General features: G+C 72.5%; 18 protein-coding genes. 9 read left to right on the forward strand and 9 right to left on the reverse strand.

Annotation, left to right across the window (positions count from 1 at the left end; all coding sequences use genetic code 11):
• Positions 1 to 186: 186 nt before the first annotated feature.
• Positions 187 to 1,578: a cation:dicarboxylate symporter family transporter gene (locus BN2279_RS21375; RefSeq protein ID WP_079032362.1), complete on the forward strand. Its 1,392-nt coding sequence runs from the start codon at positions 187 to 189 to the stop codon at positions 1,576 to 1,578.
• Positions 1,579 to 1,610: 32 nt separating this feature from the next.
• Entirely contained in the window at positions 1,611 to 2,282 is a 672-nt protein-coding gene (gene nucS, locus BN2279_RS21380; protein WP_059012005.1) for an endonuclease NucS, read from the forward strand.
• Here nucS and BN2279_RS29555 read toward each other — a convergent pair.
• From BN2279_RS29555 to BN2279_RS21410, 4 genes are all read right to left on the reverse strand, one after another.
• Entirely contained in the window at positions 2,176 to 5,190 is a 3,015-nt protein-coding gene (locus BN2279_RS29555) for an ATP-binding protein (protein ID WP_159037302.1), read from the reverse strand. The two genes, nucS and BN2279_RS29555, sit on opposite strands and share 107 nt — an antisense overlap.
• Before the next feature lie 114 nt (positions 5,191 to 5,304).
• On the reverse strand, positions 5,305 to 5,598 hold the full coding sequence (locus tag BN2279_RS21400) for an STAS domain-containing protein (RefSeq protein WP_059012013.1): 294 nt from the start codon (positions 5,596 to 5,598) through the stop codon (positions 5,305 to 5,307).
• A 183-nt stretch (positions 5,599 to 5,781) separates the two neighbouring features.
• Positions 5,782 to 6,630 carry a 3-hydroxyacyl-CoA dehydrogenase family protein gene (locus BN2279_RS21405; protein ID WP_059012015.1) on the reverse strand — a complete coding sequence of 283 codons (849 nt, stop codon included), beginning with the start codon at positions 6,628 to 6,630 and terminating at the stop codon, positions 5,782 to 5,784.
• A 103-nt stretch (positions 6,631 to 6,733) separates the two neighbouring features.
• The gene (locus tag BN2279_RS21410) at positions 6,734 to 7,372 is read right to left on the reverse strand and encodes a TetR/AcrR family transcriptional regulator (protein WP_059012017.1); all 639 of its coding nucleotides are present in this window, start codon (positions 7,370 to 7,372) and stop codon (positions 6,734 to 6,736) included.
• A gap of 80 nt (positions 7,373 to 7,452) precedes the next feature.
• Between BN2279_RS21410 and BN2279_RS21415 the strand changes: the two genes are divergently transcribed.
• The 5 genes from BN2279_RS21415 (at position 7,453) to BN2279_RS21435 (ending at position 10,295) form a co-directional block, all read left to right on the forward strand.
• Complete coding sequence (locus BN2279_RS21415) at positions 7,453 to 8,238, forward strand: ABC transporter ATP-binding protein (protein WP_059012019.1); 786 nt, start codon at positions 7,453 to 7,455, stop codon at positions 8,236 to 8,238.
• 51 nt (positions 8,239 to 8,289) lie between these two features.
• Complete coding sequence (locus tag BN2279_RS21420) at positions 8,290 to 9,045, forward strand: ABC transporter permease (protein WP_059012021.1); 756 nt, start codon at positions 8,290 to 8,292, stop codon at positions 9,043 to 9,045.
• Between the two features lie 23 nt (positions 9,046 to 9,068).
• Entirely contained in the window at positions 9,069 to 9,641 is a 573-nt protein-coding gene (locus BN2279_RS21425) for a cob(I)yrinic acid a,c-diamide adenosyltransferase (RefSeq protein WP_059012023.1), read from the forward strand.
• A gap of 94 nt (positions 9,642 to 9,735) precedes the next feature.
• Positions 9,736 to 9,966, forward strand: coding sequence for a hypervirulence associated TUDOR domain-containing protein (locus BN2279_RS21430; RefSeq protein ID WP_059012025.1), 231 nt, complete (start codon positions 9,736 to 9,738; stop codon positions 9,964 to 9,966).
• Positions 9,963 to 10,295: a DUF3140 domain-containing protein gene (locus tag BN2279_RS21435; RefSeq protein ID WP_059012027.1), complete on the forward strand. Its 333-nt coding sequence runs from the start codon at positions 9,963 to 9,965 to the stop codon at positions 10,293 to 10,295. The genes BN2279_RS21430 and BN2279_RS21435 overlap by 4 nt, the downstream gene beginning before the upstream one ends.
• A 27-nt stretch (positions 10,296 to 10,322) precedes the next feature.
• Here the strand turns inward: BN2279_RS21435 and BN2279_RS21440 are convergent, their stop codons facing one another.
• Positions 10,323 to 10,883, reverse strand: a complete 561-nt coding sequence (locus BN2279_RS21440; protein WP_059012028.1) for a hypothetical protein — start codon at positions 10,881 to 10,883, stop codon at positions 10,323 to 10,325.
• A 255-nt stretch (positions 10,884 to 11,138) separates the two neighbouring features.
• Between BN2279_RS21440 and BN2279_RS21445 the strand changes: the two genes are divergently transcribed.
• Positions 11,139 to 12,341 (forward strand): sensor histidine kinase, encoded by a 1,203-nt coding sequence (locus tag BN2279_RS21445; RefSeq protein WP_059012030.1) that lies wholly within the window; start codon positions 11,139 to 11,141, stop codon positions 12,339 to 12,341.
• Positions 12,338 to 13,006, forward strand: a complete 669-nt coding sequence (locus BN2279_RS21450; protein ID WP_059012032.1) for a response regulator — start codon at positions 12,338 to 12,340, stop codon at positions 13,004 to 13,006. The genes BN2279_RS21445 and BN2279_RS21450 overlap by 4 nt, the downstream gene beginning before the upstream one ends.
• A gap of 64 nt (positions 13,007 to 13,070) precedes the next feature.
• On the opposite strand, the gene BN2279_RS21455 is transcribed toward BN2279_RS21450, so the two are convergent.
• The 4 genes from BN2279_RS21455 to BN2279_RS21470 form a co-directional block, all read right to left on the reverse strand.
• Positions 13,071 to 13,520 carry a DUF2550 domain-containing protein gene (locus BN2279_RS21455; protein ID WP_059012034.1) on the reverse strand — a complete coding sequence of 150 codons (450 nt, stop codon included), beginning with the start codon at positions 13,518 to 13,520 and terminating at the stop codon, positions 13,071 to 13,073.
• 70 nt (positions 13,521 to 13,590) lie between these two features.
• Complete coding sequence (locus tag BN2279_RS21460; protein ID WP_059012035.1) at positions 13,591 to 13,980, reverse strand: F0F1 ATP synthase subunit epsilon; 390 nt, start codon at positions 13,978 to 13,980, stop codon at positions 13,591 to 13,593.
• Between the two features lie 114 nt (positions 13,981 to 14,094).
• Positions 14,095 to 15,549: a F0F1 ATP synthase subunit beta gene (atpD, locus tag BN2279_RS21465; RefSeq protein ID WP_059012036.1), complete on the reverse strand. Its 1,455-nt coding sequence runs from the start codon at positions 15,547 to 15,549 to the stop codon at positions 14,095 to 14,097.
• Between the two features lie 2 nt (positions 15,550 to 15,551).
• Positions 15,552 to 16,481 (reverse strand): F0F1 ATP synthase subunit gamma, encoded by a 930-nt coding sequence (locus BN2279_RS21470; protein WP_059012038.1) that lies wholly within the window; start codon positions 16,479 to 16,481, stop codon positions 15,552 to 15,554.

Below are 16,481 nucleotides of genomic sequence, written 5' to 3' on the forward strand. Positions count from 1 at the left end.
CCGTCGTCCGGGGCAAAGGAGCAGGTCGCGGCAGTGCGAACGCTATGAACGGAAACGTGACGGGCGTCTCACGCGGGTGAATAGTCGCGGAGACGTCGCGCCGGAACGTGTGCTCGCGCACCCCGTTTCCGCACCGCACTTCCCCACTCCCCACCCGCGCTCCACGACGACGAGGAGGCAGCCACCGTGTCCGAGACGGTGAGCACCACCGCGACGCCGGTCAAGAAACGTGACCGGTCGCACTATCTGTACATCGCCGTGATCCTGGCGGTCGCCGCCGGTATCGCGGTCGGGCTGGCCGCCCCGGACGCCGGGGTCGAGCTGAAGCCGCTCGGCACCGGGTTCGTCAACCTGATCAAGATGATGATCTCGCCGGTGATCTTCTGCACGATCGTGCTGGGCATCGGTTCCGTCCGCAAGGCGGCCAAGGTGGGCGCGGTCGGCGGCCTGGCACTCGGCTACTTCCTCGTGATGTCGACGTTCGCCCTGGCCATCGGCCTGCTCGTCGGCAACATCCTGGAGCCGGGCTCCGGGCTGCACCTCACCGAGGCGACCCGGGACGCGGGCGTGGCCCAGGCCGAGGGCGCGCACGAGTCGACCACGGACTTCCTGCTCGGAATCATCCCGACCACGATGGTCTCCGCCCTCACCGAGGGCGAGGTCCTCCAGACCCTGCTGATCGCGCTGCTCGTCGGCTTCGCGCTCCAGGCGCTCGGCCCGGCGGGCGAGCCGGTGCTGCGCGGCATCGGGCTCATCCAGCGGGTGGTGTTCCGCGTTCTGGCCATGATCATGTGGCTGGCGCCGGTGGGCGCGTTCGGCGCGATCGCGGCCGTGGTCGGCGAGACCGGCACGGACGCGCTGCGGTCGCTGGCCGTCATCATGTTCGGCTTCTACGCGACGTGTCTGCTCTTCGTGTTCGGCATCCTCGGGCTGGTGCTGCGGGTGGTCTCCGGGGTGAACATCTTCAGCCTGCTGCGCTACCTCGGCCGTGAATTCCTGCTGATCCTGTCCACGTCGTCGTCGGAGTCGGCGCTGCCGCGCCTGATCGCGAAGATGGAGCACGCGGGCGTCAGCCGCCCGGTCGTCGGCATCACCGTCCCGACGGGGTACTCGTTCAACCTCGACGGCACCGCGATCTACCTGACCATGGCGTCGCTGTTCATCGCCGAGGCGATGGGCGACCCGCTGTCGATCGGCGAGCAGATCTCGCTGCTCGGGTTCATGATCATCGCGTCCAAGGGCGCGGCGGGCGTGACCGGCGCCGGCATGGCCACCCTGGCCGGCGGCCTCCAGTCGCACCGCCCCGAACTCCTCGACGGCGTCGGGCTGATCGTCGGCATCGACCGTTTCATGAGCGAGGCCAGGGCCCTGACGAACTTCGCGGGCAACGCGGTGGCGACGGTCGTCATCGGGACGTGGACCAAGGAGATCGACAAGGGCCGGATGCGGGACGTCCTCACGGGCTCGGCGCCGTTCGACGAGGCGACGCTGATCGACGACGGCCACGGCGGCGGCCACGGCGAGGGCGTCGGCCGGGGCGAGTCGCCCGCCTCCGAGCGGGAGCCGGTCGGGGTGTGATCCGCCGTCCGGCGGACCTCTAGGCTGACCCCATGCGTCTCGTCATCGCCCGCTGCTCGGTCGACTACGCCGGCCGGCTCACCGCCCATCTCCCCCTCGCGCCACGGCTGATCCTCGTCAAGGCGGACAACTCCGTGTCGATCCACGCGGACGACCGGGCGTACAAGCCGCTCAACTGGATGTCCCCGCCATGCACGCTGAAGGAGAGCGCCCCGGACGGCACCGCCGTGTGGACGGTGGAGAACAAGGCGGGTGAGAAGCTCATCATCACGATGGCCGAGATCCTGCACGACTCGTCGCACGAACTGGGCGTCGATCCCGGGCTGATCAAGGACGGCGTGGAGGCGCACCTCCAGGAGCTGCTCGCGGACCGGATGGACACGCTGGGCGAGGGCTGCACGCTGATCCGCCGCGAATACCCCACGGCGATCGGCCCGGTGGACATCCTGGGCCGGGACGCCGAGGGCGGCACGATCGCCGTGGAGATCAAGCGGCGCGGCGAGATCGACGGGGTGGAGCAGCTCACGCGTTACCTGGAGCTGCTCAACCGCGATCCGCTGCTGGCCCCGGTGCGGGGCGTGTTCGCGGCGCAGGAGATCAAGCCGCAGGCCAGGACCCTGGCCACGGACCGGGGCATCCGGTGCGTGACGCTCGACTACGAGGCGCTGCGCGGCATCGACGACGACAAGCTGCGCCTCTTCTGACGGACCGCCGGCCGTGCCCGCTTCCCCGGGGCGCGGCCGGCTCGTCGTGTCCGCCGTGTCTTCGGCGGTCGTTCAGACGGTCGTTCAGGCGGCGCCGACCGCCGCTGCCCCGTCCGGTGTGACGGGCGGTGCCGAGGGGGGGGGGGGGGGGGGGGGGGGGGGCGGGGGGGGGGCCCCCCCCCCCGCCGGGGGGCCCCCCCCCCCCCGGCCCCCCCCGGCCCCCGCCCCCTTCACCCCCCTCCCCGCCCCCCACACAGGCGAAGAGGGGGAGAGGGGTATAGAGGAGAAAGAGACAGGGGCGGCACCGCCTTCTTCGGTGCCGCCCTCCGCCGCGCCGCCCTCGTCGGTCCCGCCCTCCGCCGCGCCGCCCTCGTCGGTCCCGCCGTTGCCCGCACCGCCCTGGTCGGCACCGCCCTCTTCGGTGCCGCCGTCGTCCGAACCGCCCGGGTCGGCGCCACCGGCGTCGGTGCCGCCGTCCTCCGTACCGCCCGCGTCGGAGCCGCCGGCCTCCTGGCCGCCCCCGGCGGTCGTGGAGCCGCCACCGGTGGTGCCGGACGTGCTCGGCTCGCCGGTGGTGGGGTCGTCGGACGCGCCCGGCTCGCGGGTCGTCGGGTCGGCCGGGACGAAGGGGGTCTCCGGGTCGTCCGGGGAGGCGCTCTCCGTGGGCGACGGGCTGTCGGACGGGTCCGGGGAGCTGCTCGTCGGCGACTCGGAGGGCGTTCCGCTGTCCTCCGCCACGGGGATGTCGTCGGTGACCGCCGGGTCGCGGTGCTGGACGTTCCCCGGGGCGTCGTCCTGGTCCGAGCCCATGCCGAGCACCAGGACCGTGCCGAGCACCGCGAGCAGCAGACCGCCCGCCGCCGCGGCGACCACGCCGCGCCGGTGGGCGGGCGCGGCCAGGGGCTCGTACTCCTCCTCCTCGTCCACCGGCGCGCGGAGGATCACGCGGGGGACGTCCTCCGACGCGGGGGCCGGAAGCGGCAACGGAATGGGCGCGGTCGTGGTGACGTCGGGACCGGACGCGGGTTCGGGAGCGCCGTCCGGCGCGGGCGCGGGCGTGGGTGCCGGTCCGGGCGGGGGCGCGGGTTCGGGTGCGCGTTCCGGTACGCGGGGGCTGGTCAGGTCGGCGACCAGGGCCGAGGACGTCACCCGCGTGATCCTCCGCGCGCCGGTGGACGAGGAGGAGGAGTACGAGCCCCTGGCCGCGCCCGCCCACCGGCGCGCGGAGGATCACGCGGGTGACGTCCTCCGACGCGGGGGCCGGAAGCGGCAACGGAATGGGCGCGGTCGTGGTGACGTCGGGACCGGACGCGGGTTCGGGTGCGCGTTCCGGTACGCGGGGGCTGGTCAGGTCGGCGACCAGGGCCAGCGCCCGGCGGCCCGCGACCGCGCCGGCCGCGTCGGCGACGGCGCCGCGCAGGGCGGTGGCCGCCTCCAGCTCGGAGCGGGCGCCGTCGAGGCGGCCCGCGCAGATGGCGAGCACGCCCAGCTCGTGGTGGAAGTACGCCTGTTGGGCGACCTCTCCGGCCGTGCGGGCCGCCTCCTGGCCACTGCGCAGGACCCGTTCCCACAGCCCCCAGCGCAGGGTGGCGGCGAGCATCGGGGCCGCCGCGCGGGCGAGCGTGGCGACAGCGGTGGCGTGGCCCGCGCGGTGCGCCGCGCGGAGCACGGAGAGCAGCACCTCGGCCTCGGGCTCGACCGTGGCGGGGGTGACCCCGGCCTCGGACAGCCACCAGGTGTAGCGCCAGGCGGTGCTGAGGGTCCGGTCGGCCGAGCCCTCGCCGTAACCGGCCGCGAGCAGGTCCGCGACGACGCCGGTCGCGAGCCCGTGGCGCCGCCCGCGCCGGGTCAGGAGACCGGACTCCAGCAGCTCGGTGTACGCCTCGGCGGCCCCCTCCTCACCGGTGAGCGAGGGCAGCCTGGCCGGCTCCGGCATGTCGCCGCCGAGGGCGACGGCGAGCCGCAGCACCTCGCGGGCCGCGCCGGAGAGCGCGGCGGCGAGGGTCACGGTCAGGGTGACGGAGCCGGGCAGCGGCACGTCCGGCCCACCGCGGTGGCGGAGCACGGCGGCGGCCTGGACGAAACGTTGCGGCAGCCCCTCGGTGTCGGACCACAGCTCGGCCGCCCAGTCGGTCTCGTCCTGGTCCAGGGGGCGGCCGGCGCGGGATTCCAGCAGTTCCAGCGCGGCGGAGCGGCTGAGGCCGGGGAGGAGGAGCTCCTCCACCCGGGAGGCGCCGGTGGCGTCGGGGACGCCCGGCGGGCCCGCGATCAGGAACGCGCACTCGAGCGTGGCGTCGAGGACCTCGTCGAGCCCGGCGCCGCCGAACTCCAGGTCGTCGATCACGACCACCGCGCCGATGTCCCGCAGCCCGGCGGTGAGTTCGGTGGGGCCCGGCCGGTGGGCCGGGGTGTGGTACGCGGCGGCGTACAGCTCGTGGAGCACGTCCGAGGGGGTCCGGCGGTGACCGCTGAGACAGATCACCCCGGCCGGGGCGAGCCCGGCGCAGTCGCGGGCGACGGCGTCGAGGAGGGCGGTGCGGCCGGTGCCGGGCGCGCCGGTGAGGCGGACCGAGCGGCCCTGGGCCAGCAGCCGGCCGAGCCGGTGCCGTATCTCGTCGCGCTCCAGCAGCGGCGCCTCGCCGTCCTGCCCTCCGGGCGCGGGCCCTTCGTCCGGTCCGCCGGATCCGCCCGGCCCGTCGGGCCCGGCTCCGGCGGGGGCGGCGGGGACGCGGCGCGGAACGATCGGGCGGCGCCCGGGCGGGCAGGACACGATCTCGCTGCCGTCGACGGCGTTGACGGTGACCAGGAAGTCCCCGGCGACCAGCTCGACGGCCCGCGCGGGGCCGGCGCCGCCGGTCGTCGGCTCGGGGGGCTGCTCCCCCTCGGGGGCGGAGTGGTTCACGTCCATGGTCGATGTCTCTCGAATGTGGTGCGGACGAGCTGCCCGCCGGAGCGAACGCTACCGCCGCTTTTCGTACGCACGGCGGCCGGAGCCGCACGATACGCAGAAAACGCCCGCCGGTTAAGGGGCAATCGTGAGGATGCGGTGCAGCCTGGTGGCGACCAGCACGCGCTGCATCTGCGGCGGGACGTCGTGCAGCACCAGCCGCCGCCCGCACCGGCCGGCCCGGCGGTGGGCGCCCATGATGACCCCGAGGCCCGTGGCGTCCCAGGAGTCGAGGTGCTTGAGGTCGAGGACGAGGTCGCCCTGGCCCGAGTCGACGGCCCGGTGCAGCGCCGTCTTGGCGTCCGCCGCGCTGCGCACGTCCAGGCGCCCGCCGACGACCAGCCTGGCGTGGTCGCCCGTGATGTGCATGATGCGCTCCCGTTCCGCTGGAACGATGGTCAACGACTGCTAAACCTGACGGTCCGAGGTGCCGCTCAGTTGCCGTGCGCGCTCGAACCGGTACCGAAATCACCCGCAAGGGTGATCCCCAAGCCGTGCGGGGTCCGGTAGCGGTGGACCCGGTCGGTGCGGGGTCCCCGATGCCGGGAGGGCTCAGTAGCGGTAGAAGCCCTGCCCGCTCTTCCTGCCGAGGTCCCCGGCGTCCACCATGCGCCGGAGCAGCTCCGGTGCGGCGAACTTCCCGTCGCGGGACTCGGCGTAGATGTTCTCCGTGGCGTTCCGGATGATGTCGACGCCGGTGAGGTCGGCGGTGGCGAGCGGGCCCATGGCGTGCCCGAAGCCCAGCCGGCAGGCGGTGTCGATGTCCTCGGCGCTGGCGACGCCGGATTCGTAGAGCTTGATCGCCTCGACCACCAGGGCGGAGATCAGGCGGGTGGTGACGAAACCGGCGACGTCGCGGTTGACGACGACGCAGGTCTTGCCGAGGGACTCGGCGAACTCCCGGGCGGCGGCGAGGGTTTCGTCGCTCGTCTTGTGGCCGCGGACCAGCTCGCACAGCGCCATCATCGGCACCGGCGAGAAGAAGTGGGTCCCTACCACCCGCTCGGGAGCCGAGGTGACGGCGGCGAGCTTGGTGATGGGGATGGCGGAGGTGTTGGAGGCCAGGAGCGCGGTGTCCTTGACGAGGCCGTCGAGGGCCCGGAACAGCTCCTGCTTGACCTCGGCGTTCTCGAACACTGCCTCGACCACGACGTCCGCGTCGCCCGCGGCGTCGAGATCGGTGGTGGTGGTGATCCGGGCGAGGGCCGCCTCGGCGTCGGCGTCCGTCAGCCGGCCCTTGGCGGTGAACTTGGCGACCGAGGCCTCGATACCGCGCACACCACGGGTCAGGGCGTCCTCGGTGACGTCCCGCAGGACGACGTCCCAGCCGGCCTGCGCGGCGACCTGGGCGATGCCGGAACCCATGAGTCCGGCCCCGATGACGGCGAGCTTCCTGGCCACGTGTGATCTCCCTTGATGCGTGCCAGCCGAGAATCCCAGACCCTAGCGAGCGTTGGCAGTCCGTGGGACGAGAAGAGACGCGCATCACGGCGCGCCGGGCGGTTCAGGCGGGGGGACGGCGCGCGTAGCCGCGCACTTGTTCGCTCATGAGTGACTCCGCCACCTCCAGCCTCTCCAGCATCACCCGCGCGGTCCGGTCGACGGTCCGCCGCTCCATCGCGCACATGCCGGCCGTGCGGTAGATGTCGCCCTGGAGGGACATGAGCTGGAGGGCGATCAGGCTGGGCGTGTGGTCGCCGTCCTCGGCGCCGACCTCCTCGGCCAGCGTCTCGGACAGCCGCTGCGTGGTCTCCTGCTGCATCCGCATCAGGCGGGCCATCAGCGCCGAGGAGCCGAAGGCGATCCGCATGAAGCGGCCGTACCCCTCGGTCAGGCCCATCCACGGCTGCCGGTCGGCGATGTCCTCGCGCAGGCCGCGCAGCACGGCGTCGGCGGCGGACTCACCGGGGAGGCGCTCCCGCACCCGGCGGGAGGGGCGGTCGACGAACTCGGCGCCCCGGTCCAGGAACAGGTCCTCCTTGGTGGGGAAGTAGTTGTAGACGGTGTTGACGGAGACGTCCGCCGCCTCCGCGACCTCCGCGACGGTCACCGCGTCGAAGCCGCGCTCCAGGAACAGCCCGGTCGCCACATCCGAGATGTGGAGTCTCGTCTGCTGCTTTTTGCGTTCTCTGAGCCCGGCCATGCCGCCATGGTAACCATTTTTGGCCAACCTGAAAACTTGGTGACATTGCAAATTTAGATCTGGTCTGGTTTTCTGATGACATGGCTCCGATCCTCACCACTCACGACCTCGCGCGCACCTTCGAGACCAAGCGGGGCACGGTGGAGGCCGTGCGCGGCATCGACATGACCGTCGAGCCCGGCGAGATCCTCGGCTTCCTCGGGCCCAACGGCGCGGGGAAGAGCACGACGCTCCGCATGCTGACCACCCTGCTGCCGCCCACCCGCGGCACCGCCACCGTGGCCGGGCACGACCTGGCCCGGGAGCCCGCGCTCGTCCGGCAGCGCATCGGGTATGTCGCCCAGTCCAGCGGCGTCGACCCCAGCGAGACGGTGCGGAACGAGCTGATGCTCCAGGGCCGCCTCTACCGCCTGTCCAAGGCCGAGGCCGCCACCCGCATCGAGGCCCTCGCCGCCGATCTGGACCTGACGGAGCTGCTGGAGCGCAAGTGCGCCGAGCTGTCGGGAGGCCAGAAGCGGCGGCTGGACATCGCCTTGGCGCTCACCCACCGGCCCGAGATCGTCTTCCTCGACGAGCCGACCACGGGCCTGGACCCGGGCAGCCGCGCCGACCTGTGGGACCTGATCCGCCGCGTCAGGTCCGAGCACGGCACGACCGTCTTCCTCACCACGCACTACCTCGACGAGGCGGACGCCCTGTCCGACCGGCTGATCATCGTCGACGACGGGCGTGTCGTGGCGGAGGGCCCCCCGGAGGAGCTGAAGACCCGCCACGGCGGGTCGCCCGACGCCACCCTCCAGGACACCTTCATCGCCATCACGGGCCGCGGTCCCAAGAAGGACGACCTCGCCCCGGTCGCGCTCTGACCGCCCGCCACCCGCTGCCCGACGCCCACAGACCGAGGGGTCCCGCCCGCCATGTCCACCGTCCTGTCCGACACCGCCCTGATCTACGACCGCTATCTGCGGCAGACGCTCCGCTCCCGGATCAGCCTGATCTTCGGGATGCTCCAGCCGATGCTCTTCCTCGCCTTCTTCGGCCCTCTCCTGGAGGACGTGCCGCTGGGCGGCGAGGGCGACTCCTGGCAGACCCTCGTGCCCGGACTCCTGGTCCAGCTCGGCCTGTTCAGCGCCGCCTTCGCCGGCTTCGGCATCATCGTCGAGAAGCAGCTCGGCGTGGTCGAGCGGATGCGGGTGACCCCCGTCAGCCGCCTCGCCCTGCTGCTGGGCCGGGTGCTGCGCGACGCGACCCTGCTCCTCGTCCAGTCGCTGATCCTGGTCACCGTCGGCGTCGCCTTCGGCCTCCGGGCGCCGGTGCTGGGTGTCGCGATCGGGTTCGTCTTCGTCGCGGCGCTGGCCATCTCCCTGGCCTCGCTGTCCTACGCCTTCGCGATGCGGGTGAACACCATCCAGGAGTTCGCCCCGGTCATCAACTCCATCAACCTGCCCGCGATGCTGCTCTCCGGCATCCTCCTCCCGATGGCCCTGGCCCCGGCCTGGCTCGACGTCATATCTCACTTCGTCCCCTTCCGGTATCTGGTGGAGGGCGTGCGGGCGGCGTTCGTCGGGGACTACGGCGACGGCTCGCTGGCACTCGGCGCGGCGGTCACCGCCGCGTTCACCGCCGTCTCCCTCACCCTCGGTACGCGGCTCTTCCGCAAGGCGGGCGCCTGAGAGCCGCGCGGTACGCTCCCCGCATGGTCAACCTCACGCGGATCTACACCCGTACCGGAGACTCCGGCACCACCGCCCTGGGCGACATGAGCCGCACGGCCAAGACGGACCTGCGGATCGCCGCCTACGCCGACGCCAACGAGGCCAACGCCGTCATCGGGACGGCGTTGGCCCTCGGCGGCCTGCCCGAGGACGTCAAGACCGTGCTCGTCCGGGTCCAGAACGACCTGTTCGACGTCGGCGCGGCCCTCGCCCCCCCGGTCGTCGAGAACCCCGAATCCCCGCCGCTGCGGGTCGAGCAGAGCTACATCGACCGGCTCGAAGCCGACTGCGACCGCTTCCTGGCCGACCTGGAGAAGCTGCGCAGCTTCATCCTCCCCGGCGGCACCCCCGGCGCGGCCCTGCTGCACCAGGCGTGCACCGTGGTCCGCCGCGCCGAGCGGTCCACCTGGGCCGCGCTGGAGGTCCACGGCGATGTCATGAACCAGCTCACCGCCACCTACCTCAACCGGCTCTCCGACCTTCTGTTCATCCTGGCCAGGACGGCGAACAAGGAGATCGGCGACGTCCTGTGGGTGCCCGGCGAAAACCGCTGACGCGGAGGAATCACCGCCCGCCCCTCGGGGAACCCGTCCCGCACCTCGCGATTCGGAGGATTCCCGGACGAAGACCCAGACAAGGGGCAGAGTCATGGCCAAGGATTCCGAGTTCCACCCGGGTGACCGGGTGTCGTGGAAGAGCCACGGCAGCACCGCCGAAGGCACCGTGAAACGGAAGATCGACAAGCGGACGCGCGCGGCCGGCCGGACGGTCGCCGCCTCCCCCGACGCTCCCCAGTACGAGGTGGAGAGCGAGAAGTCGGGCGGCAGGGCGGTCCACCGGCCGGACGCCCTGCGGAAGCGGAAGGGCGGCGGATCATGAGCCGTCCCGACCGCGACGAGACGATCAGGGAGTTCCACCAGGCGGTGAACCTGCCGCCCTCAGCGCTGGAACGGTGGCTGCGCACCGAGCCGTCACGCGCCGCCGGCCAGCACAAGGACGGCGGCGAGAGCGTCGGACACGCCTCGGGCCGGCGGATCGTGCACCTCCAGCGCATGAAGAAGGCCGACCTGTCGGACGACGACATCGCCCACATGCGCAAGGTCGTCGGCTACGTCAGCCGCCACACCAAGCAGCGTCCGGACGGCGACGTCCGCGACACCCGGTGGCGGCACTCCCTCATGAACTGGGGCCACGATCCCCTGCGCTGACCCCGGGCGCCGCCGCCCCCGGGCGGCTCAGCGGCGCCCGGCCGCCTCCCGCGGCCGGGACTCCCGCCGGGGCCAGACCGTGTAGCACACGGCGATCAGCCCGTGGATGCCGAGAACCCGCAGCGCCGTGAACTGCCAGCCGCGCAGCGGATCGGTCCGCCCCGGGTCGCCGATCGCCCAGATCATCGCCTGGAGCACCGCCAGGGCTATCAGCACCGCGACCAGCGTCATGGTCCACAGGCGCCACTCGTGGCGCGCCCGCGCCGCACCGTACCGCGGGGGCTTCGCCGGAGGCGGGGCCCCGGCCCAGCGGTGGGCCGCGTGCCCGTCCGCCCAGCGGATCAGATAGTGGCCGTACGCCACGGTGAAGCCGAGGTAGAGCGCCGCCAGCCCGGGGGCCGCCGACGGCTCCGCGCCCCGCCGCAGATCCAGGGCCGTGGCGGTCGGCAGCAGCACGTCGATCAACGGGACGCACAGCAGCAGCGCGCCACCGAGCCGGGGCATCCGCAGCGGATAACGCGCCACCAGGCCGGCCCCCAGCAACAGCCAGAACCCCACCTCGGCGGCGCCGATCAGAGCGACGAGCACAGCGGTCTCCTTCCGGTCGGACCTGACTCTTATACACCTCTGACGCTGACGAAGATCAGGATAGTGTCTTCACTCCGCGCTTCCGTGTGCGTCACTAACACAAGGTCACTTATGACCATAAGACCTTGCCGACGAGCTATTTTCGGCGCGGAAGCCGGCTTCCATGTTTTCGGCGGGGCGGGGGCGGGGGGGGGGGGGCGGGGGGGGGGGGCCCGCCGCCCCCGCCGCCCCGGCCCGGCGTGCTCTCATGGAGCCATGCTCAGCTCGCTCCGCCCCCACCGCCACGATGTGTGGATCGCCGCGGCCGGCCTGGCCGGCGGGCTGCTGTGCGTCGTCTTCGGCCTCTACACCGTGGTGCCCGACCGCCCGCACGGTCCCGCCGTCCTCGTGGGACTCGCGGCGATGTGCGGCGCCGAGCTGCTGCGCCGCACCGCTCCCGCGACGGCGATGGCCCTCGCGGTCGCCGCGCTGATCGTCGACGCCGTCACCGGTGGCCTCCTCGCCGTCATGATCATGTTTACCGACGTGGTGTACGCCGCGGTGGTCTACGGCTCCACCCGCCTCTCCCGGGCGGTGGTCCGGGGCAGCGGCGTGGTCACCGTGGCGCTCACCCTCGCCGCCGTGGCCTGGGTGGGCGGCGGCGAGGGCCTGCTGTTCGGGGCGCTGTGCGGGGGCATCACCACCGCCCCCGCCTGGACCGGGGTGATCATCCGCGACCACCGGGCGACGGTGGCGGCCGAGCGGTTGCGCGCCGAGCAGACCGCGCTGCTGGCCGAAATGGACCGCGTCCAGGCGGTCACCGCCGAGCGCGCCCGGATGGCGCGCGAGCTGCACGACCGCGTGGCCAACCACCTGTCCGCCATAGCCATCCACTCCACCGCCGCGCTCTCCGTCGAGGAGCCCGCCGCCGCCCGCGAGGCCCTGAAGGTCATCAGGGAGAACAGCACGCGCGGCCTGGCCGAGATGCGCGGTCTCATCGGGCTGCTGCGCCAGCAGGGCGACAGCGCCGGCGTCGAGGCGACACCCGGCCTGGACGGCCCGGCCGGTCTGGACGCCCTGCTCCGCCGGGCCGTCCGCGACGGCGCGGCCGGGCGTCTGCGGTTCACCGGCCGCGACGAGCGCCCGCCAGGCGCCGCCCTGCCCGTCCCCGTGGAGCTCGCGGCGTACCGCATCGTCCAGGAGTCCCTGGCGAACGCGGTGAAGCACGCCGCACCCGGCGAGGTCACCGTGGTCCTCCGGCAGGAGGCGGACGTCCTGACCGTCACCGTCACCAGCCCGTTCCACGACCGGACGCCCTCCCGCGCGCCCGGCTCCGGCGCGGGCCTGATCGGCATGCGGGAGCGCGTGGAGCTGCTCAGCGGCGGATTCTCCGCCGGCCCCGCCATGGCGGAGGACGGCGCGCCCGTCTGGCGCGTCACGGCCGGTCTCCCCCTCGCGGAAAGGGTGTTGACGTCATGACCATCCGGGTGCTCGTCGCCGAGGACCAGGCGTCGGTGCGGCAGGGCCTGGTGCTGATCCTGCGCGCCGCGTCCGGCGTCGAGGTGGTGGCGGAGGCGGCCGACGGCGAGCAGGCGGTCCGGCTGGCCCGCGAGCTGCGGCCGGACGTGGTGCTGATGGACGTGCAGATGCCGCGCCTGGACGGCGTCTCGGCGACCCGCGCGATCACCGCCGAGGCCCTGGCGGAGGTGCTGGTCCTGACCACGTTCGACTTCGACGAGTATGTCTTCGGCGCGCTCCAGGCCGGAGCGGGCGGATTCCTGCTCAAGGACAGCGACGCGGCCACCCTGGTCTCCGCCGTCCGCACGGTCGCCGCCGGAGAGGGCATGATCGCCCCGGCCGTCACCCGCCGCCTGATCGCCGAGTTCGCGCGCCGCACGCCGGGCCCGCGCCCCCCGGCGCCGGACGCGACGGCGCTCGGCACGCTCACCCCGCGCGAGCGCGAGGTGCTCGTCCACGTCGGCGAGGGCCTGTCGAACGCGGAGATCGCCGAGCGGCTCCGGATGGCCGAGGCGACGGTGAAGACGCATGTCAGCCGCGTCCTGGGCAAGCTCGGTCTCCGCAGCCGCGTCCAGGCGGCCGTCCTCGCCCAGCGGCTGACGGACGGCACCGGCCCCTTCTCCTGAGCCAGGAGACGAATGGGAAAAAGGCAGAAGAGAAAGAAGGGAGAAGAAGAGAGCGGGGAGAGCGTCAGGCCACGTTCACCCGCTGGCCGGGCGGGGCCGCCTCCAGCCAGGCGAGGAATCCGGTCAGCGCGTCCTCGCTCATCGCCAGCTCCACGTCGGTCCCGTTGTGGTGGCAGCTCAGCACCACCGCGCCCGGCAGCAGCGCCAGCTCCTCCTCGCCCTGCGGCACCCGCCGCTCCCGGACCTGGATCTGGTCACGCTGAAGCGTCCGCCGGGGGCGCGGGGCGTAGGAGAAGACGCGGAACCACTCGACGTTGTCCCCGTTGTACCGGGCCACGCCGTACAGCCAGCCCTTGCCGGGCGACTGCCCGGTCCGGGGCGGGGCGAAGCGGGCGCTGCAGTCGAAGGTGCCGCCCGAGCGCTGGATCAGCCGCCGCCTGGCCCCGAAGCCGAACAGGCCCGCGACGACGAGCAGGAGCACCGCGCCGACCGCCACAAGCAAGGCGAGGACCATCTCGACCGACCTCCTCGCCTCGTCGTGTGCTCTCGTGCCCGGTGCCGAATCCCCTGTGCCGGAGCGGGCGTCAGCGCCCCGCCGCCGCGGCGGCGGCCCGGAGCCGGACGTCCGCGCGCCGCTCGGCCGCCGCGTCCGCCTCGGATCGCGCCTGCTCCAGAGCGCGCTCGGCCCGCTCGACGTCGATCTCCTCCGACAGCTCGGCGATCTCCGCGAGCAGCGACAGCTTACCGTCCGTGTACGAAATGAAACCGCCGTGCACCGCGGCCACCACCGTGCCCTCACCGGTCTCACCCGTCGTGCGGATGGTCACCGGGCCCTCCTGGAGCACGCCGAGCAGCGGCTGGTGTCCGGGCATGATGCCGATGTCGCCCGAGGTGATGCGCGCGACGACCAGACTGGCCTTGCCGGACCATACCTGGCGGTCGGCGGCGACCAACTCGACGTGCAGCTCAGCCACGATGGCTCCTCATCCCTGGATGTCTGGCTTGCAGAAGAATAATGGGCACGCGCGGTCACCCGAGGGGCGGGGTGAGCATCGACCCCGCCCCCGATCGGGTATCGCGCGTCGGCGTCAGGAAACGCCCAGCTTCTTGGCCTTGGCCTTCAGGTCGTCCAGGCCACCGCACATGAAGAACGCCTGCTCCGGGAAGTGGTCGTACTCACCGTCGGCGATCGCGTTGAACGCGGCGATCGACTCGTCCAGCGGCACGTCCGAGCCGTCGAGGCCGGTGAACTGCTTCGCCGCGTGGGTGTTCTGCGACAGGAAGCGCTCGATGCGGCGGGCGCGCTGAACGGGGAGCTTGTCCTCCTCGCTCAGCTCGTCCATACCGAGGATCGCGATGATGTCCTGGAGGTCCTTGTACTTCTGGAGGATCCCCTTGACGCGCGAGGCGCACTGGTAGTGGTCCTGCGAGACGTACCGCGGGTCCAGGATCCGCGAGGTGGAGTCCAGCGGGTCCACCGCCGGGTAGATGCCCTTCTCGGAGATGGGCCGGGAGAGCACCGTGGTGGCGTCCAGGTGGGCGAACGTGGTGGCGGGCGCCGGGTCGGTCAGGTCGTCGGCGGGCACGTAGATCGCCTGCATCGAGGTGATCGAGTGACCGCGCGTCGAGGTGATGCGCTCCTGGAGCACGCCCATCTCGTCCGCCAGGTTCGGCTGATAGCCCACGGCCGAGGGCATACGGCCCAGCAGCGTGGAGACCTCGGAACCGGCCTGCGTGAAGCGGAAGATGTTGTCGATGAAGAACAGCACGTCCTGCTTCTGCACATCGCGGAAGTACTCCGCCATGGTCAGACCGGCCAGCGCGACGCGCAGCCGGGTGCCCGGCGGCTCGTCCATCTGCCCGAAGACGAGCGCGGTCTGCGGCAGCACGCCGGAGTCCCGCATCTCCTCGATCAGGTCGTTGCCCTCACGGGTGCGCTCGCCGACGCCGGCGAACACGGAAACGCCCTCGTGCAGCTTCGCCACACGCATGATCATTTCCTGGATGAGCACGGTCTTGCCCACGCCCGCGCCGCCGAACAGGCCGATCTTGCCGCCCTTGACGTACGGGGTCAGCAGGTCGATGACCTTCAGACCGGTCTCGAACATCTCGGTCTTCGACTCGAGCTGGTCGAACGCCGGGGCCTTGCGGTGGATCGTCCACCGGTCGGTGATCTCCGACTCGGCCTCGGGCTCGTTCAGGATGCGGCCCAGGGTGTTGAACACCCGGCCCTTGGTGACGTCGCCGACCGGCACCGTGATGCCGGAGCCGGTGTCGGTCACCGGCGACTGGCGCACCAGGCCGTCGTTCGGCTCCAGGGCGATCGTGCGCACCAGGCCCTCGCCGAGGTGCTGCGCGACCTCCAGGGTCAGCGTCTTGGTCTGGCCGGCGTTCGCCGGGTCGGCGATCTCGACAGTCAGGGCGTTGTAGATCTCCGGCATGGCGTCGACGGGGAACTCCACGTCGACGACCGGGCCGATGACTCGCGCCACACGGCCCGTCGCCGTGGCCTGCCCGGTGGCCGCCTCAGCAGCAGTGGTCATGATTAGCGTTCACTTCCCGCGGTCGCGTCGGCCAAGGCGCTCGCGCCACCGACGATCTCGGTGATTTCCTGGGTGATTTCGGCCTGGCGGGCCGCGTTGGCGAGGCGCGTGAACGACCTGATGAGATCTTCCGCGTTGTCCGTCGCCGACTTCATGGCCCGCCGGGTGGCCGCGTGCTTGGAGGCCGCCGCCTGGAGGAGCGCGTTGTAGATACGGCTCTCCACGTAGCGCGGCATCAGCGCGTCGAGGACCTCCTCGGCCGACGGCTCGAACTCGTAGAGCGCCTTCGGGTCCGTGGATTTGGCCGGGGACTGCTCCGACGCCTCCGCGACCTCGGCGAGGCTCAGCGGCAGCAGCCGGCGCCCCACCGGGGTCTGCGTCATCATCGACACGAACTCGGTGTAGACGATGTGCAACTCGTCCACGCCGCCCTCGTCGGTGTCCCGCTCCATGGCCTCGATCAGCGGCGCCGCCACCTCCTTGGCGTCGGCGTACGTCGGGCTGTCGGTGAAGCCGGTCCACGACTTGGTCGTCGGCCGCTCACGGAACGCGTAGTACGCCACGCCCTTGCGGCCGACGATGTACGTGTCGACCTCCAGGCCCCGCGCGACCAGCTCACCGGTGAGCTGCTCCCCGGCCTTCAGGGCGTTGCTGGAGTACCCGCCGGCCAGTCCGCGGTCGCTGGTGACCAGCAGCACCGCGGCCCGGCGGGGCCGCTCCGCCTCGGTGGTGAGGGGGTGCTTGACGTTCGAGCTGTTCGCCACCGCCGTGACGGCGGCGGTCAGCTCGTCCGCGTACGGCTTGGAGGCCGCCACCTTGCGCTGCGCCTTGACGATGCGCGAGGCGGCGATCATCTCCATCGCCCGCGTGATCTTCTTGGTCGCGCTGACGGTCTTGATCCGGCGCTTGTAGACCCGAAGCTGGGAGCCCAT

It is taken from the genome of Streptomyces specialis, from assembly GCF_001493375.1.
In the GTDB taxonomy this organism is placed as follows: domain Bacteria; phylum Actinomycetota; class Actinomycetes; order Streptomycetales; family Streptomycetaceae; genus Streptomyces; species Streptomyces specialis.